Genomic DNA, 22447 nt, shown 5'->3' with positions numbered 1-22447 from the left:
GTGGAAATGACCGGCCAGCTCACCCACCTGGTGAGCGAGGTGTCGGCCCAGACCCAACGTGCCGACCAGGCGATGGCCAGCCAGCGCCACGAAACCGATCAGGTGGCCACCGCCATCAACGAAATGTCCGCCGCTGCCCATCAGGTGGCGCAAAGCGCCCAGGGCGCGGCCAACGCCGCCCAGCAAACCGACCAGGAAGGCCAGGCGGCGAAAAAGGTGGTGGATGGCAGCATCAGCCGCATTCACGCCCTGGTCGGTGATATCCGCAGCAGCGGCACCTCGCTCGACAGTCTGCAACAGGACGTGCAATCGATTGTCAGCGTGCTGGGGGTGATCCGCTCCATTGCTGAACAGACCAACCTCTTGGCGCTCAACGCCGCCATCGAAGCGGCGCGCGCCGGGGAAGCCGGGCGCGGTTTTGCCGTGGTCGCCGACGAAGTCCGCGCCCTGGCCAGCCGCACGCAACAGAGCACCCAGGAAATCCAGGGCATGATCGACCGCCTGCAAAAAGGCACCGAAGATGCCGTGACCGCCATGCGCCGCTCCAGCGAAGCCGGCGATGTCACCAGCCAGCAAGCCAACCAGGCCGGCTCGTCACTCGATGCGATTGCCGAACTGATCGCCACCATCAACGCCATGAACGCGCAGATCGCCAGCGCCGCCGAGGAGCAAACCGCCGTCGCCGAAGAGATCAACCGCAGCGTGCATCAGATTGCCGGCGCGGTAGAACGGGTGGCCGACGAGACCCAGCAGAGCGCGCAAAGTGCCCGCAGCTTGGCGGACTTGGGCAATCGGTTGGGGACGTTGGTGAAGCAGTTCAGGATTTGATCTCGACCTTCCACCGCATCGCGGCTGACCGGAGCGCCGGACCGGCCGCTCCTACGGACCTTACAATCTGTAGGAGCGGCTTCAGCCGCGATGCTTTTCAGGGTCGCTCACTCATCCTGCGACGTCCGAATATGCTTCGCGCGTTTTTCCAGGATCAGGTACACCACCACCGCCACGGCCAGCGGCAGCAGGAAGTAAATCACTCGGTAGCCAATCAACGCCGCGACGATATTGCCCTTGGCCACTGAGTGCTGCAGCAGGGCGATAAACACCGCTTCGAGCACCCCGAGCCCGGCTGGGATATGGGTGATCACCCCGGCGATGCTGCTGATCAGCAGGATGCCGAGAATGTCCCAGTAGGACACCTTGTCCGGCAGCAGAATAAAGATCATCGCTGCCATCAATCCCCAGTTCAGCGTGCCCAGCACGATCTGCGCCGAGGCCATGCGCAGGCTCGGCAGGGTGATTTCCTGTTTACCGAAGTGCCAGTTGCGGCGCTTGCTGAATTTGCACGCGAACAGGTAGACGAAGGCCGCCACCAGCAGGCCGAAGCCGATGTATTGCAGGGTGGTTTCACCGATTTTCCAGTGCTCGGGCAGGTCCACCAGGCGCAGGGAAAATACCCCGCCGGCTAGCAGGATGTAGCCCAGCCAGTTGGTCAGCAGGCTGATGCTGATCACTTTGGTGATGGTCGGCACGTCGAGGCCCAGGCGTGAGTACAGGCGATAACGCATGGCGATGCCGCCGACCCACGAGCTGAGGTTGAGATTGAAGGCGTAGCAGACGAAGGTCACCGGGATGGTCTGGCGCGCCGGCAGTTTGTGCTCGGTGTAGTGGCTGCCGATCAGGTCGAAGCAGCTGTACACCGCATAGCTGGCGGCGCTGGCGGCCAGGGCCAGGAGCAGGGTCTGCGCGCTGTAGGCGTGCAGGGCAGTTTTCACTTCCTGCCAGTTGAGGTTTTTCACCAGCAGGTACAACAGCACCGGCACCAGGCAGAAGAAGAAAATATTCAGCAGGCGTTTGCCCCAGACTTTCCAGGCCGCTTGCGGTTGGTCTTGCTCGGCGGTGGCGCTGTTGACGCTCATCGGCTTTCCTCGACGTTGCAGTGCACGCTGCCAGTGGGTTCTTCGACCACGCCCTGTGCATCGGCCACGGTCAGCGGTTTCAGCCGCGGCGAGTGGGCCGGAAACCAGCCGGCGATAGCGGGGAAGTGACGCAGAAAGTGGAAGGTCAGAAAGATGATCGGCGCTCGCCACCAGTAGCCGCGCATCACCCGTTCCAGGGTGACCTTTTTGCACTTGTTGGCGCCCAGGTCGGTGAGGTGGTTGTACAGCTGCTGATTGAAGGCGTGATCGCGGATGATCAGGTTGGCTTCCAGGTTCAACGACAGGCTCAGCGGGTCGAGGTTGCTTGAGCCGACGGTGGCCCATTCATGGTCCACCAGCGCCACCTTGCCGTGCAGAGGGCGCTGGCAGTATTCGTGAATCACCACGCCGTCTCGCAGCAGGTAGTTGTAGAGCAGGCGCGTGCACAGGCGCACCAGCGGCATGTCCGGCATGCCTTGCATCACCAGGGTCACTTTCACCCCACGGCGCGCCGCGTTGCGCAGTTCGCGCAGCAGCCGGTAGCCGGGAAAGAAGTAGGCGTTGGCCACCACCAGGCGGTAGTTGGCCGAACGGATGGCCTGCATGTACTCGCTCTCGATGCAGTCCGGGTATTGGTCGTTGTCACGCAGCGCCATGCGCATGCGCACATTGCCGCGAAAGTGATTGGCCGGCGACAACGGTTGCTTCTCCGGCCGTTCACCGCGGCGCACGGCGAGCAACTCGAGGGCGGCGCGGTGCACGTCGGTGACAATCGGACCGCGCACTTGCACGGCGTAATCCTGCTTGGCCATGGGGCCAAAGTCGGCCAGGTGATCGGCGCAGAAGTTGATGCCGCCGACAAAGGCGATCTCTGCATCGACCACCACTATCTTGCGGTGCAAGCGGCGAAACAGATTGGTGCGCAGCCCCATGATTTTCGGCCGCGGGTCGAAGGTATTGAGCTTCACCCCGGCGTCGGTCAGCGCCGCCACATAGGGCGCGCCGAGATCGGCGGTGCCATAGCCGTCCACCGTCACTTCCACGTGCACACCGCGTTTGGCGGCGGCAATCAGCACCTGCTGCAACTGCTGGCCGACTTTGTCTTCGTAGATGATGAAGGTCTCCAGCAGCACCTCCTTGCGCGCTGCCTGGATGCTGGCAAACACCCGCGGGAAAAACTCCTCGCCATTGATCAGTAGTTGCACCTCGTTGCCTTCACGCCACTCGTACTTCATAGGCGAATCTCCACGGCCAGCGGCGCATGGTCGGACAGATGCGACCAGGGTCGGGTCGACAACACCTGCGGCTCGTGGCTGCTGGCGTTGCGGATATAAATACGGTCCAGACACAGCAGCGGCCAGCGCGCCGGGAAGCTGCGTGCGGGCATGCCGTAATGCTGCATAAACACTTCTTGCATGCCGGCGCCGACCAGCACGGCATCGGCGCGCAGGCGCCAGTCGTTGAAGTCGCCAGCGACGATTACCGGCGCGTCCTGCGGCAGGCTGTCGAGCAGGCTGCAGAGCAGTTGCAACTGCTTTTGCCGGTGCACTTCGCGCAGGCCCAGGTGCACGCAGATGGCATGCACTTCGCGGTGGCCCGGCACGTCCAGCACGCTGTGCAACAGGCCGCGTTGTTCGTGGACGCCGACCGACACGTCGAGGTTGTCGTGGCGCAGGATGGGGAATTTCGACAGCAGCGCGTTGCCATGGTCACCGTCCGGGTACACCGCGTTGCGGCCATAGGCGAACTGCGGCCACATGCTGTCGGCGAGGAACTCGTACTGCGGCGTTGGCGGCCAGTTGCTGTAGCGCTTGGCGTGGGTCTGGTGGGTGCCGTGCACCTCTTGCAGAAACACCAGATCAGCCTCCATCGTACGCACCGCGTCGCGCAGCTCCGGCAGGATGAACCGCCGATTGAACACGGTGAAACCCTTGTGCATGTTCACCGTGAGAATGCGCAGGCTGTGCACGGCCGGGCGCAGTTGGTTGACCGGCAGGGGCACGGAGGTGACGGTACTCATAAGTTGATTCCTTGCGGTAGAACGCCAGGGCAAGTGGCCAGCGCCTGGGTGAGGTCGAACGACTGCAACAGCGCACGGGCATCGAACGGCGCGCGTACTTTTACGTCGTTGTCGAAATAGCAATACACATCCCGGGAGGCGTGGCTGGGCTTGCTTTCGGGGGCGATCAGGTGGGCATCAACGGGTTGTTTACCGTGACTCCAGGCGTCGATGCGCTCATGCCATCGCTTGAGCGCCGGCGCCGAATAGCCGCTGCTGTAGAGCTTCTTGTCGCCATGCAGGCGCATGTAGACGAAGTCGCTGGTGAGGTCTTCAGCGTAGGGCCATTTCTTCGCCGCATCGGCCACCACCAGGGCCACTTTGTATTGGCGCAACAGCTCGACGAAGGCCTCATCAACGAAGCTTTCGTGGCGGATTTCCATGGCGTGGCGCAGCGGTTGTTTGCCTGGCCAGTCGAGGTAGCCCTCCAGGTGGCGGCGCTCATCGCTGTGGCTGGCCAAGGTTTTGGCCGCACGGTGAGTGGTGGGCAACTGCTGGAAAAACGCCTCAATCAGCGCCGCGTCGAACTTGAAGCTTGGCGGGAACTGCCAGAGGATCGGCCCCAGCCGCCCCTCCAACTGGCCCAGCCCGGAGGCAAAAAAATTGGCCATGGGTTTTTCGATGTCGCGCAGGCGTTTGATATGGGTGATCAGGCGTGGCGCTTTGATGCTGAAAACGAAATCGTCAGGCGTGTCGGCCGCCCAGCCGCGATAGCGCTCGGGGGTTTGCAGGGCATAGAACGAGCCGTTGATTTCGATGCTGTTGACCGCTCGTGAGGCGAACTTCAGCTCGTTGCGCTGCACCAGGCCCTTGGGGTAGAACTCGCCGCGCCATGGCCCGTAACGCCAGCCGGATATCCCGATTCGAATGGCGGCCATGGTCAGTGCTGCTTTCGGTGTGGGGTAGGGGTTACCAGGGTTGCGGTCATGCGTGGTCCTCCCAGTCGGATAAGCGGTGGCGCGGGGTGGCGCCTGGTAATAGTTCCGACTGAGGGGGTAGGGGGGCAGTTCAGGTTATTTGCCGGGAGGCGGGGCGCCTGCAGTCGGGCTTTGCCAATGAGGCAGGCGGATCAAGATCAACAGCCAGATCAAAGCCCCCTCACCCCCAGCCCCTCTCCCGCGCGCGGGAGAGGGGTGACGTAGGGCCGTCATCCCACTCGGTTAGCTCCCTCTCCCGCTAGGCCGGCCGGGCAGGCGAGAGGGTTGGGGTGAGGGGCCGTTGATAAAGAAGACTATCGACGCTCGCCAAAAGATCGCCTGGCGCTCTTAAACCGGTACCTGCTGCCCCCCCGTCAACGTCCGCAAGTAATCCGCAAACCCGCCGACCATCCGCACATCCAACCGCGCGCTAGTGGTCACCTGCGGCAGCGCCGTCCAGGCAATACTGGCGCCGCTTTGCTGGAAGCGGGCAACCAGTTGCACGTCCTCATCCACCACCAACGGCTGAAACCCACCTGCGCGAATATAGGCCTGAGCGCTAAAACCGAGGTTGGCGCCGTGGATATGTCGATGCCCATCGCCGTTATGGTAGCGGCCCTGGTATTCAGCCTGGACCTCATCCGGTATATCGCCCCAGTCGCTGATCTGCACGGTCCCGCAAACCACGTCAGTGCCTTGCTGCAGCTGCGCCACCAACCAATCTTCAGCCACTTGGCTGTCGGCGTCCGTGCAGGCCAGCCAGCGCGCGCCCTGGTCGACCAGCAGACGCACGCCCTGGGCGCGGGCTTCGCCGACATTGCGAGCGTCGACGGCGATGGTCGCCACGCCATGGGCCAGGGCGATTTGCGCCGAGGCGTCGGTGCAGCTATCGAGTACCACCAGAATATGCACCGTCTCACCGTCGAGCTGCGGGTGGGCGGCGGCCCGTTGCATGGCCACCAGGCAGTTGCCGAGGAGGATTTCTTCGTTGTGTACCGGAATGATCACACCAATCATGTTGCTCTCCTGATCAGGCCTTCTTGTTCGGCTACCGAGGTGGGGTTTTCGCACCACACCTCCAGCAGTAAATCGGCTTCCTGGTGCCAGACCAGGCGCGGCATGCGTAGTAGGTGGTGCAGTTCGTGGTGCACTTGGTCGCCGGTGTGCGGGCAACCATCGATAGCCGGCCGCCAGTGACAGGCGAGCACGGTGCCGCCGGGGTTGAGGGCGTAGCGCATGCTGACAATCAGTTGCGTCAGGTCGTTGCTGTCCAGGTAGTAGCCCAGTTCGCTGAACACGATCAGGTCGAATTTGCCCGGCGGCCATTCCTTGGGCAGCCGACCTTGCCAGAACTGCACGTTGGGTCGTGCTTGCAGGCGGCTGCGGGCCAGGTCCAGGGCTGTGGGGGAGGTGTCGCAGCACAGCAACTGATCGCTGCGGGCGGCCAGGCGTGCGCTCAGTTCGCCGTTGGCGCAACCCAGTTCCAGTACGCTGGCATAGCGGCGTTGCGGCAGGCTGGCGAGGCTCAGGTAGCGTTTGCGCCGTTCATACCAGCGGGTGCGCATGGCCCAGGGGTCGGCATCGGCGCGGAACATCCCTTCGAAGTAGCTATCTGCCACGCTCATGGCTGGCCCTCACACAAACAGCAGTTCAAAAGGTTGCTGCAAGCGCTCCAGCGCACAGGCCGGTAGCACCGGCGGCAGGTCGGCTTGCGGGTCGGGATGAATCTGGCTGGCGAAGGCCTGAATGGCGTGGCGTTTACGCGCTTGCGTCCAGGTGTCGAGGTGCAGCTTGCGCGCGCGCTCCCAGGGGATGCGCGAGTCTTCCGGGTCGGCCCAATGCCAGGCCCAAATCGGCACTTCACACAGCGGCACGCCAAGCTGTTGGCTGGCGGCCAGGCAGGCGCGGGCGGTGGCTTCGTGGTCGCTGTGGCCGTCGCTGCGCCAGGTGGTGAACAGCACGTCGTTGGGTAGCAGGTAGCTGAGCAGGAATTGGGTCAGCTCCTCTTCGAACAGGTGCACTTGGGTGTCGGGCAGACCGCTGTGCAGCCATTTGTATTGGCTTTGGTCCAGACCCAGGCGGCGCAACGCCTGAGCGCTTTCCAGCGGGCGGGCGATGCTCAGGCGTTGCGGGGTCCAGTAATGCGAGCCGAGGTTGCTGGCAGTGCCAGCGGTGACCGATACCAGCAGCATGGGGATCTGCTGTTGCCCGAGCAGTTGCATCAAGCCGCCACAGCCGAGGATCTCGTCGTCCGGATGGGGCGCGACAACCACGGCGCGGGCACCAGCGGGTAGCAGTTGCTGCAGTTCGATCGGCTGCACGTCGCTCAGGCGCCGGGAGTGATTCCAGGCCTGCAACGGGGTGCCGATGAGTTGGCTATTGATCAGGTTCGGTTTCATAACATCCAGCTTCCTTCTGGTTCATCGGCAACCCGCTCACCCTGAGCGGCCAGGTCGCGTTCTGCATGGCTCTGTCTAACGTAGACAGGCAGGTCTGCCAGCAGTTGGGCAAATTTTTCATCGCGACAATACGGGGCTGCGCCGAGCGCGCGGCCGACGTGTTCAATGGCCTGCGCGGCGGCGAATTCGCACTGGCTGCGCAGGCGACGAACCAGGCGTTCGGCATCGGCGTAAGGGTGTGCGTCGATCCACGCGGCGCCGGCCCGTAGACTGTCGGCAGCGCCACTCAAGGCCGTATCCAGCGCGCCAAGATGAGCCCGTGCATGGGGTTCATCCCGTTTGTGGCAGTGCGCGCGCAGCGCCTCGCCCAGCGCTTGGGCGGCGCCGAACCAACAGGCGCCGATGCCCCCACCGCCTTGCCAGAAGCCCGGGCGTTTGAGGTAGGAACCAGGCGGCCCGATCAGATGACCACGAGCTTGATCGAAGCGCACTTCCACGCTTTTGGTCGCCGCCATGCCCACCGCGTGCCAGCCCCTGTCGGTGACGTCGATGCCCGGTTGCTGCAGGGCGACGGCGACCAATTGCTGTTGGCCTTCTTCATCCCAACAGGTGAGCAGTGCATGGCTGATTTCCTTGGCCCCCGAGCACCAGGCCTTGAGACCATCCAGGCGCACATCCTTGGCCGAAGTGCGGGCGTTGATCTGCACTTTGGCTTGCGGCGGTTCAGCTGCCCACATGCCCCAGGTACTGTCGGCGGGCATGGCGTAGTCGGCTTGCACTTCGGCAATGATCGCCAAGGCGTCGGTGTGGCCTTCGTAGAGTTTGCACAGGCTGAGGTCGGCCGCTGCTACCTTGGCCAGCCCTCGCCAGCGCTGCAGGGTGGCGCCGCCGGCCGGGTAGGGCAGACGGTCCAGGCCCTGTTCAACCAGCTGGCGCAGTACCTCGCCCGGTTGGCGTACCGGAGTACTGAGCGCGGCGAGAAAGGCCTGCAGATCGGCATCGCTGTAATGGCGTTCCATGCGGGGTGCTCCTCATGCGCGGGTGTCGCGCTGTAGCTCGAACAGCAGGAGCGAGCGGCCGGTGACGGTGAATTCGGCGTCGAATTCGAACGCTTCCTTGCTGTTGTCCTCCGGCCGGTTGCTATCGAGCAGGCAGGTCCATCCTGTGCCGCCGGTCACTGGCGGCAGGGTGAAATTGACCACGTCACTGTGGGAGTTGAGGATCAGCAGCAAGGTGGCATCGGCGCCTTTGCGGCGGATGCCGGTGGGCTGGGCGCGGCCGTCCATCAGCATGCCCAGGCAGCGGGCGTGCGGGTCTTCCCATTGCTCCGGGGTCATCTCGTTGCCGCACGGCGACAGCCAGGTAACGTCCTTGACCCCCAACTCCTCGTTGTACTGGCCGACTAGGAAACGCCCCCGGCGCAGGATCGGAAACGCCTTGCGCAGGCCGATCACCCGGCGGGTGAACTCCAGCAGGCTCTTGCCTTCGTCATCCAGATCCCAGTCGACCCAACCGGTCTCGTTGTCCTGGCAATAAACGTTGTTGTTGCCGTGCTGGGTGCGGCTGAATTCGTCGCCGGCTACCAGCATTGGCGTGCCTTGGGACAGCAGCAGGGTGGCGAGCATATTGCGCATCTGGCGCAGGCGCAGGCTGCGGATTTCCGGGTCGTCGGTGGGCCCTTCGGCGCCGTGGTTCCAGGAGATGTTGTTGTCGTTGCCGTCGCGGTTGTCTTCGCCGTTGGCTTCATTGTGCTTGTGGTCGTAAGACACCACGTCGCGCAGGGTGAAGCCGTCGTGGGCGGTGATGAAGTTCACCGAGGCGAACGGCCGGCGGCCGCGCTGGTTGAACAGGTCACCGGAGGCGGTGAGGCGGCTGGCCAGTTCGGCCACCTGGCCTTCGTCGCCACGCCAGAAGGCACGCACGTTATCGCGGTAGCGGTCGTTCCACTCCACCCAGCCCGGCGGAAAACCACCCACCTGGTAGCCACCGGGGCCGCAGTCCCAGGGTTCGGCGATCAGTTTGGTCTTGCTCAGTACCGGGTCCTGGCGGCAGGCGACGAGAAAGCTGTGGCGCTCGTCGAAGCCATCGGCGTAGCGGCCGAGGATGGTCGCCAGGTCGAAACGAAAGCCGTCCACGCGCATTTCCGTGGCCCAGTAACGCAGCGAGTCGGTGACCATCTGCAGCACGCAAGGGTGGCTCAAGTCCAGGGTGTTGCCAGTGCCGGAGTCGTTGATGTAGTGGCGTTTGTCGCTGGGCAGTAGGCGGTAGTAACTGGCGTTGTCGATGCCGCGCATGCTCAAGGTCGGGCCCAGTTCGTTGCCCTCGGCGGTGTGGTTGTAGACCACGTCGAGAATCAGCTCCAGGCCGGCGTCATGCAGGTGCGCGACCATCTCTTTGAACTCGTTGATATGGCCGCTGGCGGAGTAGCCGGCGTGGGGCGCGAAGAAGGCAATGCTGTTGTAGCCCCAGTAATTGTTCATGCCCTTTTCCAGCAGGTGTTTGTCGTCGACAAAACCGTGCACGGGCAGCAGTTCGATACTGGAAACGCCGAGCTTTTTGATGTGTTGCAGCAGGTCCGGGTTCATCAAGCCGGCGTAGGTGCCGCGCAGGTTTTCGGCCACTGCCGGGTGGCGCATGCTGGTGCCGCGCACATGGGCTTCGTAGATGATGGTGCTGTCCCATGGCACCCGCACATTGGGGCGCTCGCCCCAGGTGAAGGCGGGGTCGATGACCTTGCTTTTGGGCACAAATTTGGCGCTATCGCGTTTGTCGAAACTGAGGTCAGCGTCTTTGTGGCCGATGGTGTAGCCAAACAGCGACTCGGACCATTTGAGCTTGCCCACCAGTTGCTTGGCGTAGGGGTCGATCAGCAGCTTGTTGGGGTTGAAGCGGTGCCCGGCCGAGGGCTCGTAGGGGCCGTACACCCGGTAACCGTAAATCTGCCCCGGGTGGGCGTCGGGCAGGTAACCGTGCCAGATTTCGTCGCTGTATTCGGGCAGTACGATGCGTTCCAGCTCGGTTTCCCCGGTGCTGTCGAACAGGCACAACTCGACCTTGGTGGCGTGTGCGGAGAACAGCGCAAAGTTCACCCCCAGGCCATCCCAGGTGGCGCCCAGAGGAAACGGGTGGCCTTCGGAGATGCGCGATTGCCGCACGACTTGCGGTGCCGATTTCGGCGTTTTATGCGGCTTGGTCATGGTGACGATTCCTTCGGTTAAAGCGAGTTAATGTCGACTGTTTCTGACTCAGGCCTTGGGTGCCTTGGCCGCCGGTTTTTTTGGCGCGACGGGTTTGCTCGCGGTGGGCTTGGTCGGTTTGCCCGCGGTTGGTTTTGGTGGCGTGCTGGCCTTTGGCGCGGCCGGTTTGGCGGCTGGCTTTTTCGCGGCTGGCTTGGTCGGTTTGGGTTCCAGCAGTGCAGGTTTTTCCGCTTTGGCCGGTTTTTTTGCCGCCGGAATTGCCGGGTTAGGCGCGACCAGGGTTTTGCCTTTCACGCTGCGTTTGCTGGCAGGCACGCCGGCTTCGGACTCAGCCAACTTGATTGCCATCTGCCAATGACGTTCGGCCTGGCCCTCGGGCTTGCCTTCGGATTCCCAGATCTGGAAGGCGAATTCACTCACGCGTTTTTCATCGATGCTCATGGCCGTGGCTCCTGGAAGGGGTGTAACAAATTGACCGGGAAGTCCCGCAATAACTGGGCGAGGTCGAGGCGACCGTCCACCGGGGTATGGCTGCTGGTGGTAAAGGCGCTGATCAGCGAGTGGTGGCTGAGGTGCGGCGGCAGGCGCAACTGGGTGTCGCCCCAGGCGCTGGTGGCAATCAGCGGAATAGCAGTGTCGCCAAGCAAGGGCGTTGCCAGACGCGGTAGCACCACGATGACAAAACGTTCGTCGTCGACAAAACGGGCAAAGGCCAGCACGCGCTCGGCCTGGCTGCCGACCACTTCAAGGGGCACATGCTGACCCCGGGCGAACACCTGCGGCTGCTCGCAGCGCAGGCCCAGGGTGCGCTGGATCAGCCACTGTTTGAGCTGGCCGTTGGGCCACTGGGTAAGCAGTTCGGCGATGGGGCGCGGCTGATTGAGAGCGGCCTGGCGGGCGACAAAATCCACCGGGCGGCGATTGTCCGGGTCGACCAGGCTGAAGTCCCAGAACTCATTGCCCTGGTACAGATCCGGCACGCCAGGCGTGGTCATGCGCAACAGGCTTTGCGCCAGGCTGTTGAGCGCGCCGGCCGGCGCCAGGGAGGCGGCGCCAGCAGCAATCTCGCTGCGCAATTGCGCAGCGTCCGGGCTTTGCAGCAGCTGCTGCACAAAGCGTCGGCAGGCGCCCTCATAGGCTTCGTTATTGGCGCTCCAACTGCTACGCAATTTGGCTTCGCGCAGGGCTTTTTCCTGCCAGCCGAGCAGGCGTTGCAGGTAGGTGTCGAGGCCGCTGGCATCGTCCGCTGCCAGGCCCAGGGGCCAACTGCCGAGCAGGGTCTGGTAGAGCATCAGTTCATCGCCGGGGCTCGGCGCAATGCCATCGGCCAGCTCATGGCGCAGCGGCGCGGCGAGGCGCCACCAGCTGTCGATGCGTTCCACCAGCCAAGTGGAGCGTTCACTGAGTACGGCCAGGCGTGCGCGGGTGTCTTCGCCACGTTTGTGGTCGTGGGTGGCGGTGGTCAGCAGGTTGTCCGGCAACTGTTCGCCGCGGCGTTGCCAGGTGGCCTGCACCTCGGCCGCGGGCAGGCTGAAGTGCTGCGGATCGAAGCCCACGTCATTGCGCGACAGCAGCACGGCGCTGCGGTAGCAGGCGGTGTCTTCCACGGCTTTGGCGGCCGCCGGTGAGGTCAGTTGCTGGAAGCGGGTGAGCAGTTTTTGCCGCTGTTTGCGGGCCGGGCCTGGCGGCAGTTGGCGCAGGGCCTGGCCACCGAGCCAGCGGTCGAGGTAGCCGAGCAATGGCCAGTCAGCTTCACCGAGGCTGCCATGGGCAGCTTGCAAAGCCTGGTGGAAAAACAGCTGGTCTTGCGCCGAGCGCCCGTGGCCGCCGGCATAGGTGCGGTACACCGGGAAGTGCACGATTAGCTCCAGCAGCGCGCGGCGGATGGAGCCCAGGGTCAGGTCGCGGGTGGCGATATCGTCGCGGGCGACCAACAGCAAGCCTTGGGCGAGCGCTTCAAGGTCGCCGGCCAACGTGCCGTTCAGCACCAGCAAACGTGCCTCGCGCACCTCGTCCATAAAGTTGGCTGTACGTCCGCTGCGCTCTTCCCACAAGGCCGCCAACTGCAGTTGGCCGATGGGGTCGTGCTGCAGCTGCGACACCTCGTTCATAAACTCGTAACCGGTGGTGCCATCCACCGACCAGTTGCCGGGGAGCGTTTCGCCAGCGCCGAGGATTTTTTCCACGTAGATGGGGAAAGGCTGATTGGCCAGTGCCTGCGGGCGTTTGCTCAGCAAACCATTGACCCGCCGGCGAAGCTTGCGGCAGTAGCTGCCGGGGTTGGCCAGGCCGTCGACATGGTCGATACGCAGGCCGTCCACCAGGCCTTGCTGAATCAGCTGGAAGATCTTGCTGTGGGTGGCTTCGAACACCCGGTTGCGTTCTACCCGCAGGCCGCCCAGTTCGTTGATATCAAAGAAGCGCCGCCAGTTGATGTCGTCTGCCGCCGTGCGCCAGCTGGCCAGGCGGTAGTGCTGGCGTTCGAGCAACTGGTGCAGGTTGTTGAAGGCGTGCTTATCCAGGCTGCCTTCATCGTCGAGGGCGCCGGCCACCACTTCAAAATGGCTGAGGGCATCGGCCAGGGCCAAGCCCACTTCTGGCACCTGCACCACCTCCGCCAATTCAGTGCGGATCTGCCGGGCGCTGTGCCAGGCCAGCGGGTCGACGTCGAGGCTTTCGAAGCGGGCGGCAAAGGCTTGCAGGGTCGGTTCGTCGCTGGTTCTCAGGACGTCGGCGTAGGTAGGAGGGCTGAGCGGGAAACGGTGTTCGTAATGCTGGGCGTAGAGGCTGCCGGTGTCGGCGTCGAACTTGAGGAGGATTTCGCCAGCGGCCAGCACTTCGCCATAGTCGCTGCGCAGGAACGGCACCAACAGTTGGCCGACCATCAGCGGGTCGTGGGAGCGCCACTGAATATCGAAGAAGTTCGCGAAGGGGCTGGTGGGGCCCCATTCCAGCACGTCCAGCCACCAGGGGTTGGCGTCACCGCCGACGGCCATGTGGTTGGAGACGATGTCCAGAATCAGGCCCATGCCATGGCCGCGCAGCTCCTGCACCAGGCGTTGCAGTGCCGCTTCACCGCCCAGTTCGGGGTTGATGCAGGTGGGGTCGACCACGTCGTAGCCATGGGTGGAGCCGGGCCGCGCCTTGAGAATCGGCGAGGCGTAAATATGGCTGATGCCCAGGGCCGCGAAGTAGCTCACCAGGGGTACCGCGTCATTGAGGGTGAAGTCCTTGTGGAACTGCAGACGCACGGTGGCGGTAAGGGGGCGCAGTGGCTTACTCATGGTGCGTCCTCACTAACGGTGCCAAGTGGTCGCGGGCTCGGCGGGCCTGGTCCAGGCGCTGCAAACGCTGGCTGGGTTCGGGCCGTTCGAGCATGTCTTTGGCGTTGATCGGCCAGCGCCGCCGCCAGTTCGGGTGGGTGTCGCCGGGGCCGGGCAGGTTGGGTTGTTCGAACTCACCCATGGCGTCTTCCAGTGGCAGCAACACCAGGGGCGCCGGGGTGCTGCCGAGGAAGGACACGCTGGCATCCAGCTGTTCGGTGATGCTGTTGTCGCGGATCGGCAGCAGGGCGCAGTCCTGCAGGGCTTTTTGCAGGCAGTGTTTTTCCCACTGACGATGGTTGTGGTCGTCGACACTGTGCTCGCGGGTGCTGTGCCCGGCCTGTTCACGCCACTCGATATCACGGCCTTGCATCCAGCCGTGCAGGGTTGGCAGGTCGTGGGTGGTGGTGGTCGCCAGGGCGTCGTCGGGCCAGAACGGCGCCGGAATAAAACCGCCGTCGCGCTGTTCGAACAGGAGCACGCGCATGCCCAGCAAACGCCGCTGCGCCAGCTCTTCGCGCAGGCCTTCGGGCACGGTACCGAGGTCTTCGCCGATCACCAGCGCGCGGTTACGCCACGACTCCAGGGCCACCAGGCGCAGCAGATCCTGCAGCGGGTAATTGAGGTAAGCGCCGGCTTGCGCGGGGGCACCCTGAGGAATCACCCACAGGCGTTTGAGGCCCATCACATGGTCGATGCGTACGCCGCCAACATGCGCCAGGTTGGCTTGCAGCATTTCGATAAAGGCGCGGTAACCGTGGCGGCGCAGGCCGTCTGGCGAGAACGCGGAAATGCCCCAGCTCTGGCCCTGACGGTTGAGGATGTCCGGCGGCGCGCCGACGGTGAGGCTTTGCAGCAGTTCGTCCTGGCGCGCCCAGGCCTGGCTGCCGGCCCCGTCAGCGCCGACGGCGAGGTCGGCGATCAGGCCGATCTTCATGCCCGAGCCCAAAGCTGCCGCCTGAGCACGGTCCAGGCCACGGGCGATCAGCCATTGGCAGAAGGCGTGGTAGCCCACTTCCAACGCATGGTCGCTGGCGAACAGGTCGACGTTGGCATGGTTGGGGTCGCGGTAGTGCTCGGGCCAGGTGCGCCAGTCGCCGGGCATACCGTGGCGCACCATAAAACCTTGCAGCGCCTCGAAGCGGCAGTGCAGCAGCAGCGCATCGCCGCCCTTGAGCAAGAATTTGTCGAAGTCCGGGGTCAAGGCGTTGTGCTGGTCGCGGAAGCTGCGGTACAGCTGACGCAGTAAGCGTTGGCGGCTGTCGGTGACGCCAGGCCAGTCGACCAGATCGAGGCTTTCCAGTTGTTTGAGGCTGCCTTGCAGGCCACAGATCTGTAACGCATCGTTGACCGCCGCCTCGCCGAGCAACACGTCCGGGGCGGCATGCAGGCTGTTGAACAACAGACGGCTGGAGGGTGAGTAGGGGCTGTACTGCCCCGGCCAGGCGCTGAACATGGCGTGCACCGGGCTGATGGCCAGGGCGTCGGCGCCGTGCTGGGCGGCGCTGCGGGCGAGGTCGGCGAGCGCTTGCATATCGCCCAGGCCGCCATCGCCGGGGCGGCGCAGGGAATACAACTGCGCGGTCAGGCCCCAGATATGCCGGCGCTGGCCGTCGGTGAGTTCTTCCACGCTGAGGCATGCGGGCGGCGCTACGGCGACGGTCAGCTCACGGTCAGCAATGTGCAGGCGGTGGTAGCCGCAGTGCTCGATGGCATGCAGGCAGGCATTGCCATCCAGGCGGCCGTCGATGCGCCGGCCGTCTTCCAGCTCAAGCTGGTAGTGGGTGTCGCTGGCAAATTCGCTGGCCAGTGACAGCGGCCGGTGCAGCTCGTGGGTGAGCAGCGGCGGCAATTCGCGGGAATGGTGTTCATGTTCCAGGTGGGCGAGGCTGGCGGCGATCTGCTGCGGGCTCTGGGCGGCATAGCCGAGACTTTCCACCAGCGCGCGCTGGGACTCGACACTTACCCGTTGCGGCCGTCCATTGGCGTCCAGCCAATCGACACTCAGGCCCGCCGCGCTCGACAGGCTGGCCAGTTGCTCGTCGCTCATGCGCTTTCCTCGATAGATGCCAGTGCGCTGAAGGGGCCGCGTAATCCCTGTTGCGCGGCGTGCAGGTCAATGCGGTTGCCAAACACCACCCGCGCCGCAGAGCCCAGCGGCGGAGCGGTAACGGGTTGATCGCTGAGGTTGAGGTCAATGCGCAGCTTGCTGCCATCGGCCAGGGTCCAGGCTGCGCTCACGGCTTTCTTGGCCAGCACCTGGACATGGCCGGCGTGGCTGCCGGGCAGGCGCGGCACGATCAGTTGCTGGCGCAGCTCCAGCAGCTTGCGGTAGTAGATGCGCCAGGCCTGGTGGGTGGGGTCGATCTCAGGGGCGTAGTCAGGCAACGAGCTGTTGAAGGTGCCGAGCTTGTTGGGGTCGGGAATGCTGTCGCGGATGGCGCTGTCCTGAAACACGGCGAACTCGCGGAACTCATTGCGGCGGCCGTCGCGCACCGCTATGCCGAGCTCGTCATGGTGATCGGTGAAGAACAGAAAGGCCTGCCGCGAACCCCATTCCTCGCCCATGAACAGCAGCGGAATCATCGGCGACAGCAGTAACAGCACGGTGGCGGCTTTCAGCGCGTCGGGGTCGGTGAGGCAGGTCAGGCGTTCGCCGAAAGCGCGGTTGCCGACCTGGTCGTGGTTCTGCAAAAACAGCACGAAGGCGGTGGGCGGCAGGTGGCCGCTGGGTTCACCACGGGCATTACCGTGGCGGTTGGTCTGGCCCTGGTAGACGAACCCCTGTTGCAGGCAACGGGCAAGTTTTTCAGTGGGCTGCTGGGCGTAGTCCTGGTAGTAGCCTTCGTGCTCGTCGGTGAGCAGCACGTGCAGGGCGTTGTGGCCGTCATCGTTCCACTGCGCATCGAAACCGGCTTGCAGCAGTTCGGCGCTGTTGTCTTCGTTTTCGAGCACCAGGTGCAGGTGCCGCTCAAGCGGCACGCTGGCGCGCAGGCGCTGGGCCATTTCGATCAGAAAGTCTTTTTCGCTGATGGCATGCACGGCGTCGAACCGCAGGCCGTCGACCTGATAGTCGTGCACCCACATCAGGGCGTTCTCAATAAAAAAGTCGCGCACGGCGGGCTGGCGAAAATCGATGGCCGGGCCCCATGGCGTGCTGATGTCGTCGCGAAAGAAATCCTTGGCGTACAGGCCGAGGTAATTGCCGTCCGGGCCAAAGTGGTTGTAGACCACGTCGATAAACACCATCAGGCCCAAGCCGTGGGCGGTGTCGATCAGGTGGCGCAACTCGTCCGGGCTGCCGTAGCCGTTGTGCGGGGCGAAAGGCAACACGCCGTCGTAGCCCCAATTGCGCTCGCCGGGGAATTGCCCCAGTGGCATCAGTTCGATGGCGGTGATGCCCAGCTCGCGCAAACCTTCCAGTTGCCGTTCGACGCCGGCATAGCCGCCGAGCAGGCCGACATGCACTTCGTAGAGCACCGTTTCGTGCCAGGGACGGCCGCGCCAGTCACTGTGTTGCCAGGCGTAGGAAGTGGGTGCGGTGACCAGGCTGAAGCCGTGCACGGAATCTTGCTGCGCACGCGAGGCCGGGTCGGGCACCTGCTGGCCATCGTCTATGCGGAAGGCATAGGCGCCGCCCAGCGGGCAGGGCAGCTCACGGCGAAACCAGCCGCCGGGCTCCGGTTTCAGCGCGTGGGTATTGCCGTCAGCAAACACCACCTCGACGCTGTTGGCGCTAGGAGCCCAGAGGGAGAAATGCGTAGTGCCCTCGTCTAGGTGCAGGGCGCCATGTGCCGGCCGTGAGGTCGGCATAGGCATCAGTAGTAACCTCGCGCGCGGCCGGCGTGTTGTTGCAGCAGTTCTTTGTACAGACGGTCGTAGGGCTCCACCGACTGTTTCCAGTACAGCGGCGAGGCCATGGCCCGGCAGCGCATGGCGTGCAGCAGTTCGGGGTACTGGAACACATTGAGGGCGCGTTGCACGGCGTCGACATAGCTGTCGCGGGTGGCGCGGCGGAACAGGAAGCCGGTGACGCCGTCTTCAATGGTGTCGGCCAGGCCGCCGGTCTTGCGCGCGATGGGTAGCGAGCCGAACCGCTGGGCGTACATTTGACTAAGGCCGCAGGGTTCGAAACGAGAGGGCATGAGCAGGAAGTCACTGCCGGCGAACATGCGCCGGGCGTCCGTTTCGTTGAAGCCGATGCGCACCCCGACGCGGCCGGGATACCGTTTGGCCATTTCCACCACCGCTTGTTCCAGCTCCGGTTCGCCGCGGCCAATGATGGCCAGGCGCCCGCCGCCCTGAACGATGGTGTCGACCACTTCCAGGGTCAGGTCGATGCCTTTTTGCTGGACCAGGCGCGAGACCACGGCAAACAGCGGGCCGTCGTCGGCCTCGAGGTTGAACAGTTGCTCCACATACGCCGCGTTGGCGCGCTTGCCGTCCATGTTGTGCAGGCTGAATTTGGCCACCAGGTGCGGGTCGGTGCGCGGGTCCCAGCTTTCGTCGATGCCGTTGGTGATGCCGCTGAGGTGGCCTTCATGGGTTTTCGCCTGAAGCATGCCTTGCATGCCGCAGCCAAAGGCCTCGGTGGTGATTTCTTCGGCATAGGTGTGGCTGACGGTGGTGATGTGGTCGGCGTAGGTGATGCCGGCTTTGAGCAGCGACAACTGGCCGTAGAACTCCATGCCTTCCTGGCCTGAGGCTTCAGGCGGCAGGCCGAGTTCGGGGCTGCAATGCGAGTCGATCATGCCCTGGTAGGCAAGGTTGTGAATGGTGAACACGGAGGGCGTGGTCTGCTTCTGCCATTTCATGTAGGCCGGGGTCAGCGCGGTGGGCCAGTCGTTGGCGTGGACCAGGTCCGGGCACCAGCTCATGCCAGCGTTGGCGGCGGCAATATCGGCAGCAGCCAGGCCCAGGCGGGCGAAGCGGATGTGGTTGTCCGGCCAGTCGCGGCTGTTCTCGTCGCCATAAGGGGTGCCGGCACGCTCGTACAGTTCGGGGCTGATCAGCACGTATACGATCAGGCCGTCCGGCAGTTCCATACGGCCGATCCGGCACGGTGGCAGGGCGGCATGGCCGCGAATCTGTCCGACCACACGCATGGGGTGACCGCTTTCCAGCACCTGCGGGTAGCCGGGGATCAGCACGCGGATATCGTGTTGGCCGGAGAGGGCGCGGGGCAGCGCCGCCGACACATCGCCCAAGCCGCCAACCTTGATCAGGTCCGCCAGCTCGGAGGTGACGAAGAGGATTTTTTTCTTGCTGGGGTTCAGCGTTTGCGGTTTGTGGCTGTCCACAGGTGGTTGAGCCTTTGGCGTGGCAATCGAAGCGAAGTTGTCTAGCCGTTCCATCGCTATTGCAGTTCCCATACGTTCCTCCCATGGCGCCGCCGCTGGTGGCCGGCGCTCGTTTCGCTTAGTCAGCCGCGTAAATGTCTCCCCGCATTGGCCGGGCCAATACGACTTCAGGTGTGTTGGAGTGGATTGGCCCTATCACAAACAGGTCGTTGCCCCTACCTAAGTGCTGACTGGCCGGTCGGCGAAAAAGTTTCTACTTTTTTTCCCGCCCTCCAAGCGGCCAGTGCAGATGGCGCAAGGCCTGCTTGGCTGCTCGTGGAGCATCAAACCGGTGGCTGGCGTTCCGGTTCGGCAATCGGTTCGTGGCGGTGCGGGTTGACCGCTTCGGTGGTGGGGCTGGTCTGGAAGGCGGCGCGCAGTTGCGGCAGGCATTGCGGGTGTTTGTGGCTGATGAAGGTGATCAGGTTCTCGCGGATATAGCAGCGCAGGTCCCAGCCACTGGAGGAATCGCGCGAGCTGACCAGCACCCGTAGCTGGATGGCGCGGTCGCTGGTTTCCACCACTTGCAGCACGCTGACGCGCCCGTCCCACAGCTGCGGCACTTCCTGCAGCAGGCGGTCGAGCTCTTTGCGCAGCGGCTCCAGGGGGATGGCGTAGTCGACCCAGAAGGTGATCGCGCCGATCAGCGAGGAGGTGACCCGCGTCCAGTTCTGGAACGGGTTTTCGATAAACCATTGCAGCGGCACGATCAGCCGGCGGTCGTCCCAGATCCGCACCACCACGTAGGTGCCGGTGATTTCCTCGATCCGTCCCCATTCGTTTTCGACGATCACCACGTCGTCCAGGCGAATTGGTTGGGTGATGGCAATTTGCAAGCCGGCGATCAGGTTGCCCAGCACCGGCTTGGCGGCAAAACCCACTGCCAGCCCGGCGACCCCGGCCGAGGCCAGCAAGCTGCCGCCAAATTGGCGGGCGCTGGGGAAGGTCATCAGCATGGTAGCCAGGCCAAACAGCAGCACGAAAAAACTCAGGGTGCGCACCAGTACCCGGGTCTGGGTCTGGATACGCCGTGCGCGCAGGTTGTCGGCGATGTCCACCGGGTGGTGGATGAGGATCATCTCCTGCACCGCCGCGACCGCGCGCAGGCCCAGCCAGGTGAAGGCGGCAATGATCGCCAGGGTGGTGACGTGTCGCAGGGCGCTGATCAGCATCAGGCTGTCGTCGGCGGCGGTCCACACCGTTTGCAGGCCTAGCAGTGGCAGCAACAGGCACACCGGCTGGCGCAACTGCGCCACCAGCTCGCGCAGAAACGGCACCGGCTTGGCCAGGCGCTGCAGCACCTTGGTGAGCAGGCGCGAGGCGATCATCAACACCAGTACGGTGATGGCGGCGGCCAGCAGTGTTTTCAGCTCCGCCACCGGTAGGTGGCTGCGAAAGTCGTCGAACATAGGCGGTGCCCCGAACGTTGAAACCTTGTTAAGTGACCGGGGCAGGGCTAGGGGGTTCAGACGGTGGGCGATGCAATTTGCATGATGGCCATCTGGGTGGTTCGTGCAGATTGCCATCGCGGCGAGATCACGATGTTTTATAAGTGACTGATAAATAAGAGATAAATGTTTTAATCAGGCTTGGCAGTCATCTTGCAATTTCAGCTCCGTGCCTCACCGACCGCATCAGGAGCAGACCATGCAACCACTTACCGATCTCTATGTATCCGCCTTTCCCGGCCACGACGTGTCGCTGCAACCACGCCCGGATGGCACCTTTGTGCTGGCGCTGAAAAGCGCCGGCAACCAGGCGTTGATCAAAGTCATCGCCGGCAAGACCGTCTACAGCCAGGCGGCTGCCAACGACGAGATCCTCAGCCTGAAGCGCGAAGTGCTGATCCGCGATAACGCCCTGAGCGGCAACAGCGTGCATTGCACGGCGCACAAGCTTCCCACTTACAGCGGCCAGGAACTGAGCCTGCGGGCCATGCAGAGCCTGTTCAACCGTCGGCGGATTTCGCTCTGAGCCACCGCCCAATCTTCAGCGAGCCAAGCCAGGAGGCAGACATGAACGCATCGACTAAAGTGTTGGAGAGTTTTTTCAGTGATCGCCTGGCAGGCGAAGAGTTTGTCGTCTGCCTGCCCGAGCTGTATGCCCAGGTGCCGGACGAGCAGCCGCCGGAAGTTCCGGATGATGTACCGCCGGAACTGCCCCGTGGTGAGCCGACCGAAAACCCGGAACTGCCGCAGCCGCAGGATGCACGTTAAGGGCGAAAGACTGAACGCTCGTGGCGGCAGCCGGTCGGTTGTATAGCCCCAAGCAAATAAGCCCAAGCAATTAAGGAGAACGTGATGGTCGCTTTCGAAGCGTTGGCTCGAGAACTCGAAGCTCATCCGCAAAATGTGCATGGCTGGGAACGCGCGATCTGCATCACCAGCGGCGTGGCCATGGTCGGCACCGGCTTGCGCCATGGCGGCTTGCTCGGCACTGTGCGCGCCGCCCTCGGCAGTGTGGTCCTGCTGCGTGGGCTTACCGGCCGCTGCCCGGCCAAACGGGTAATTGCCGAACGCCAGGAAGAATTGCTGGCGGTCAAAGCCAAGCTCCAAGCGGCGGCCGATCAACTGGCCGCCTTGCACGCTGCCGGGGCGAAAAAGAGCAAATAGACCGCTTGCCACCGCCAGGCAAAAACGCCGGCGCCCCTTCCAGGGGCGTCGGCGTTTTGCCTTGAGCAGGCGTGCAGGCCACGCACTGCTAGGCTGATGACCTGCCTTCAGGAATATTCACCATGTACCCCAAGTGCGTTGTTGCGTTGCTGATGCTGTGTGTATTGCCTGTTCAGGCCGACTGGCTGGAGATACCCGATGGCCGTCGGGCGAATGGCGAAGACAGCATCGAAGTGATCAACCTGCTCGACGGCACCCTCAAGTTCTCCCTGCGCGCCGCCAGTCGCGACCAACTGCTATGCCGCGCCCGCGGCGTGGCGCAAAAACAAAGCCCCGGCGTGTACCTCTACCAGGAAGCAGGCAGCCAATGCGTGCTGCGCCTCTCCGCCCAAGCCGACCGCCTGGTGGCCGAAGACATCGGCGATTTCTGCCGCGCGCTCTACTGCCCACAGAAAGCCAGCATTGGCGTGCGGAATTTCAAACTGGCGGAGCCGATGCCGTTGACGGAGCAGATTAATGGGGGGTGGTGAGTACTCTGACAGCAGTAACTTCTCGTTGGCGGTGAGATAAACAGACTCTTCCTCGAAACCCCTGCAACCCAGCCGGCGGGAAAGCTCGGGTGAGCGCTGCATGCTAAACGGCCTCGGTAAACGGATTACCGGTTCCTTGCCGCTTCCGAGGAGACACC

Annotated in this window: 20 protein-coding genes; 5 read left to right on the top strand and 15 right to left on the bottom strand. The window is 63.8% G+C overall.

Annotated elements, in window-relative coordinates; all coding sequences use genetic code 11:
• The first annotated feature begins 6 nt into the window (after positions 1 to 6).
• Positions 7 to 828 (top strand): methyl-accepting chemotaxis protein, encoded by an 822-nt coding sequence (locus C8K61_RS27310; protein WP_371920013.1) that lies wholly within the window; start codon positions 7 to 9, stop codon positions 826 to 828.
• Positions 829 to 935: 107 nt separating this feature from the next.
• On the opposite strand, the gene C8K61_RS20115 is transcribed toward C8K61_RS27310, so the two are convergent.
• The 15 genes from C8K61_RS20115 to C8K61_RS20045 form a co-directional block, all read right to left on the bottom strand.
• Positions 936 to 1913, bottom strand: a complete 978-nt coding sequence (locus C8K61_RS20115; RefSeq protein ID WP_108098076.1) for a lysylphosphatidylglycerol synthase domain-containing protein — start codon at positions 1911 to 1913, stop codon at positions 936 to 938.
• Entirely contained in the window at positions 1910 to 3148 is a 1239-nt protein-coding gene (gene clsB, locus C8K61_RS20110) for a cardiolipin synthase ClsB (protein ID WP_108098075.1), read from the bottom strand. The genes C8K61_RS20115 and clsB overlap by 4 nt, the downstream gene beginning before the upstream one ends.
• Positions 3145 to 3933 carry an endonuclease/exonuclease/phosphatase family protein gene (locus tag C8K61_RS20105; protein WP_108098074.1) on the bottom strand — a complete coding sequence of 263 codons (789 nt, stop codon included), beginning with the start codon at positions 3931 to 3933 and terminating at the stop codon, positions 3145 to 3147. Before C8K61_RS20105 ends, clsB begins: the two co-directional genes overlap by 4 nt.
• On the bottom strand, positions 3930 to 4850 hold the full coding sequence (locus C8K61_RS20100) for a DUF72 domain-containing protein (RefSeq protein WP_108098073.1): 921 nt from the start codon (positions 4848 to 4850) through the stop codon (positions 3930 to 3932). The genes C8K61_RS20105 and C8K61_RS20100 overlap by 4 nt, the downstream gene beginning before the upstream one ends.
• A gap of 387 nt (positions 4851 to 5237) precedes the next feature.
• Positions 5238 to 5906 (bottom strand): glycosyltransferase family 2 protein, encoded by a 669-nt coding sequence (locus C8K61_RS20095; RefSeq protein WP_108098072.1) that lies wholly within the window; start codon positions 5904 to 5906, stop codon positions 5238 to 5240.
• A complete protein-coding gene (locus C8K61_RS20090) occupies positions 5903 to 6514 on the bottom strand; it encodes a class I SAM-dependent methyltransferase (protein ID WP_108098071.1) in 612 nt (203 codons plus the stop codon). Before C8K61_RS20090 ends, C8K61_RS20095 begins: the two co-directional genes overlap by 4 nt.
• A gap of 9 nt (positions 6515 to 6523) precedes the next feature.
• A complete protein-coding gene (locus C8K61_RS20085) occupies positions 6524 to 7288 on the bottom strand; it encodes a PIG-L deacetylase family protein (RefSeq protein WP_108098070.1) in 765 nt (254 codons plus the stop codon).
• Positions 7285 to 8307 carry an acyl-CoA dehydrogenase gene (locus tag C8K61_RS20080; protein ID WP_256589495.1) on the bottom strand — a complete coding sequence of 341 codons (1023 nt, stop codon included), beginning with the start codon at positions 8305 to 8307 and terminating at the stop codon, positions 7285 to 7287. Before C8K61_RS20080 ends, C8K61_RS20085 begins: the two co-directional genes overlap by 4 nt.
• A 12-nt stretch (positions 8308 to 8319) precedes the next feature.
• Positions 8320 to 10485 carry a glycogen debranching protein GlgX gene (gene glgX, locus C8K61_RS20075; protein ID WP_108098069.1) on the bottom strand — a complete coding sequence of 722 codons (2166 nt, stop codon included), beginning with the start codon at positions 10483 to 10485 and terminating at the stop codon, positions 8320 to 8322.
• Between the two features lie 48 nt (positions 10486 to 10533).
• Entirely contained in the window at positions 10534 to 10926 is a 393-nt protein-coding gene (locus C8K61_RS20070) for a DUF2934 domain-containing protein (RefSeq protein WP_108098068.1), read from the bottom strand.
• Positions 10923 to 13757, bottom strand: coding sequence for a malto-oligosyltrehalose synthase (locus C8K61_RS20065; protein WP_108098187.1), 2835 nt, complete (start codon positions 13755 to 13757; stop codon positions 10923 to 10925). The genes C8K61_RS20070 and C8K61_RS20065 overlap by 4 nt, the downstream gene beginning before the upstream one ends.
• A gap of 4 nt (positions 13758 to 13761) precedes the next feature.
• Positions 13762 to 15858, bottom strand: a complete 2097-nt coding sequence (malQ, locus tag C8K61_RS20060) for a 4-alpha-glucanotransferase (RefSeq protein ID WP_108098067.1) — start codon at positions 15856 to 15858, stop codon at positions 13762 to 13764.
• Positions 15855 to 17627 carry a malto-oligosyltrehalose trehalohydrolase gene (gene treZ / locus C8K61_RS20055; protein ID WP_108098066.1) on the bottom strand — a complete coding sequence of 591 codons (1773 nt, stop codon included), beginning with the start codon at positions 17625 to 17627 and terminating at the stop codon, positions 15855 to 15857. Before treZ ends, malQ begins: the two co-directional genes overlap by 4 nt.
• The gene (gene glgA / locus C8K61_RS20050; RefSeq protein ID WP_108098065.1) at positions 17627 to 19180 is read right to left on the bottom strand and encodes a glycogen synthase GlgA; all 1554 of its coding nucleotides are present in this window, start codon (positions 19178 to 19180) and stop codon (positions 17627 to 17629) included. The genes treZ and glgA overlap by 1 nt, the downstream gene beginning before the upstream one ends.
• A 251-nt stretch (positions 19181 to 19431) precedes the next feature.
• On the bottom strand, positions 19432 to 20556 hold the full coding sequence (locus tag C8K61_RS20045; RefSeq protein ID WP_108098064.1) for a mechanosensitive ion channel family protein: 1125 nt from the start codon (positions 20554 to 20556) through the stop codon (positions 19432 to 19434).
• A 238-nt stretch (positions 20557 to 20794) separates the two neighbouring features.
• Between C8K61_RS20045 and C8K61_RS20040 the strand changes: the two genes are divergently transcribed.
• The 4 genes from C8K61_RS20040 (at position 20795) to C8K61_RS20025 (ending at position 22289) form a co-directional block, all read left to right on the top strand.
• Positions 20795 to 21121, top strand: a complete 327-nt coding sequence (locus C8K61_RS20040) for a hypothetical protein (protein ID WP_108098063.1) — start codon at positions 20795 to 20797, stop codon at positions 21119 to 21121.
• A gap of 41 nt (positions 21122 to 21162) precedes the next feature.
• Positions 21163 to 21363 (top strand): hypothetical protein, encoded by a 201-nt coding sequence (locus C8K61_RS20035; RefSeq protein ID WP_108098062.1) that lies wholly within the window; start codon positions 21163 to 21165, stop codon positions 21361 to 21363.
• A gap of 84 nt (positions 21364 to 21447) precedes the next feature.
• Complete coding sequence (locus C8K61_RS20030; protein WP_108098061.1) at positions 21448 to 21759, top strand: DUF2892 domain-containing protein; 312 nt, start codon at positions 21448 to 21450, stop codon at positions 21757 to 21759.
• A gap of 122 nt (positions 21760 to 21881) precedes the next feature.
• Positions 21882 to 22289 (top strand): hypothetical protein, encoded by a 408-nt coding sequence (locus C8K61_RS20025; RefSeq protein ID WP_108098060.1) that lies wholly within the window; start codon positions 21882 to 21884, stop codon positions 22287 to 22289.
• Positions 22290 to 22447: the final 158 nt, after the last annotated feature.

The sequence above is a fragment of the Pseudomonas sp. GV071 genome, from assembly GCF_003050835.1.
GTDB lineage: Bacteria > Pseudomonadota > Gammaproteobacteria > Pseudomonadales > Pseudomonadaceae > Aquipseudomonas.
This window is presented reverse-complemented; position numbering and strand designations above follow the sequence as displayed.

Excerpts from the sequence above, each read along its gene's own strand:
- C8K61_RS27310 (WP_371920013.1), top strand. The coding sequence starts at position 7 with ATGACCGGCCAGCTCACCCACCTGGTGAGCGAGGTGTCGGCCCAGACC.
- C8K61_RS20115 (WP_108098076.1), bottom strand. The coding sequence starts at position 1,913 with ATGAGCGTCAACAGCGCCACCGCCGAGCAAGACCAACCGCAAGCGGCC.
- clsB (WP_108098075.1), bottom strand. The coding sequence starts at position 3,148 with ATGAAGTACGAGTGGCGTGAAGGCAACGAGGTGCAACTACTGATCAAT.
- C8K61_RS20105 (WP_108098074.1), bottom strand. The coding sequence starts at position 3,933 with ATGAGTACCGTCACCTCCGTGCCCCTGCCGGTCAACCAACTGCGCCCG.
- C8K61_RS20100 (WP_108098073.1), bottom strand. The coding sequence starts at position 4,850 with ATGGCCGCCATTCGAATCGGGATATCCGGCTGGCGTTACGGGCCATGG.
- C8K61_RS20095 (WP_108098072.1), bottom strand. The coding sequence starts at position 5,906 with ATGATTGGTGTGATCATTCCGGTACACAACGAAGAAATCCTCCTCGGC.
- C8K61_RS20090 (WP_108098071.1), bottom strand. The coding sequence starts at position 6,514 with ATGAGCGTGGCAGATAGCTACTTCGAAGGGATGTTCCGCGCCGATGCC.
- C8K61_RS20085 (WP_108098070.1), bottom strand. The coding sequence starts at position 7,288 with ATGAAACCGAACCTGATCAATAGCCAACTCATCGGCACCCCGTTGCAG.
- C8K61_RS20080 (WP_256589495.1), bottom strand. The coding sequence starts at position 8,307 with ATGGAACGCCATTACAGCGATGCCGATCTGCAGGCCTTTCTCGCCGCG.
- glgX (WP_108098069.1), bottom strand. The coding sequence starts at position 10,485 with ATGACCAAGCCGCATAAAACGCCGAAATCGGCACCGCAAGTCGTGCGG.
- C8K61_RS20070 (WP_108098068.1), bottom strand. The coding sequence starts at position 10,926 with ATGAGCATCGATGAAAAACGCGTGAGTGAATTCGCCTTCCAGATCTGG.
- malQ (WP_108098067.1), bottom strand. The coding sequence starts at position 15,858 with ATGAGCGACGAGCAACTGGCCAGCCTGTCGAGCGCGGCGGGCCTGAGT.
- treZ (WP_108098066.1), bottom strand. The coding sequence starts at position 17,627 with ATGCCTATGCCGACCTCACGGCCGGCACATGGCGCCCTGCACCTAGAC.
- glgA (WP_108098065.1), bottom strand. The coding sequence starts at position 19,180 with ATGGGAACTGCAATAGCGATGGAACGGCTAGACAACTTCGCTTCGATT.
- C8K61_RS20045 (WP_108098064.1), bottom strand. The coding sequence starts at position 20,556 with ATGTTCGACGACTTTCGCAGCCACCTACCGGTGGCGGAGCTGAAAACA.
- C8K61_RS20040 (WP_108098063.1), top strand. The coding sequence starts at position 20,795 with ATGCAACCACTTACCGATCTCTATGTATCCGCCTTTCCCGGCCACGAC.
- C8K61_RS20035 (WP_108098062.1), top strand. The coding sequence starts at position 21,163 with ATGAACGCATCGACTAAAGTGTTGGAGAGTTTTTTCAGTGATCGCCTG.
- C8K61_RS20030 (WP_108098061.1), top strand. The coding sequence starts at position 21,448 with ATGGTCGCTTTCGAAGCGTTGGCTCGAGAACTCGAAGCTCATCCGCAA.
- C8K61_RS20025 (WP_108098060.1), top strand. The coding sequence starts at position 21,882 with ATGTACCCCAAGTGCGTTGTTGCGTTGCTGATGCTGTGTGTATTGCCT.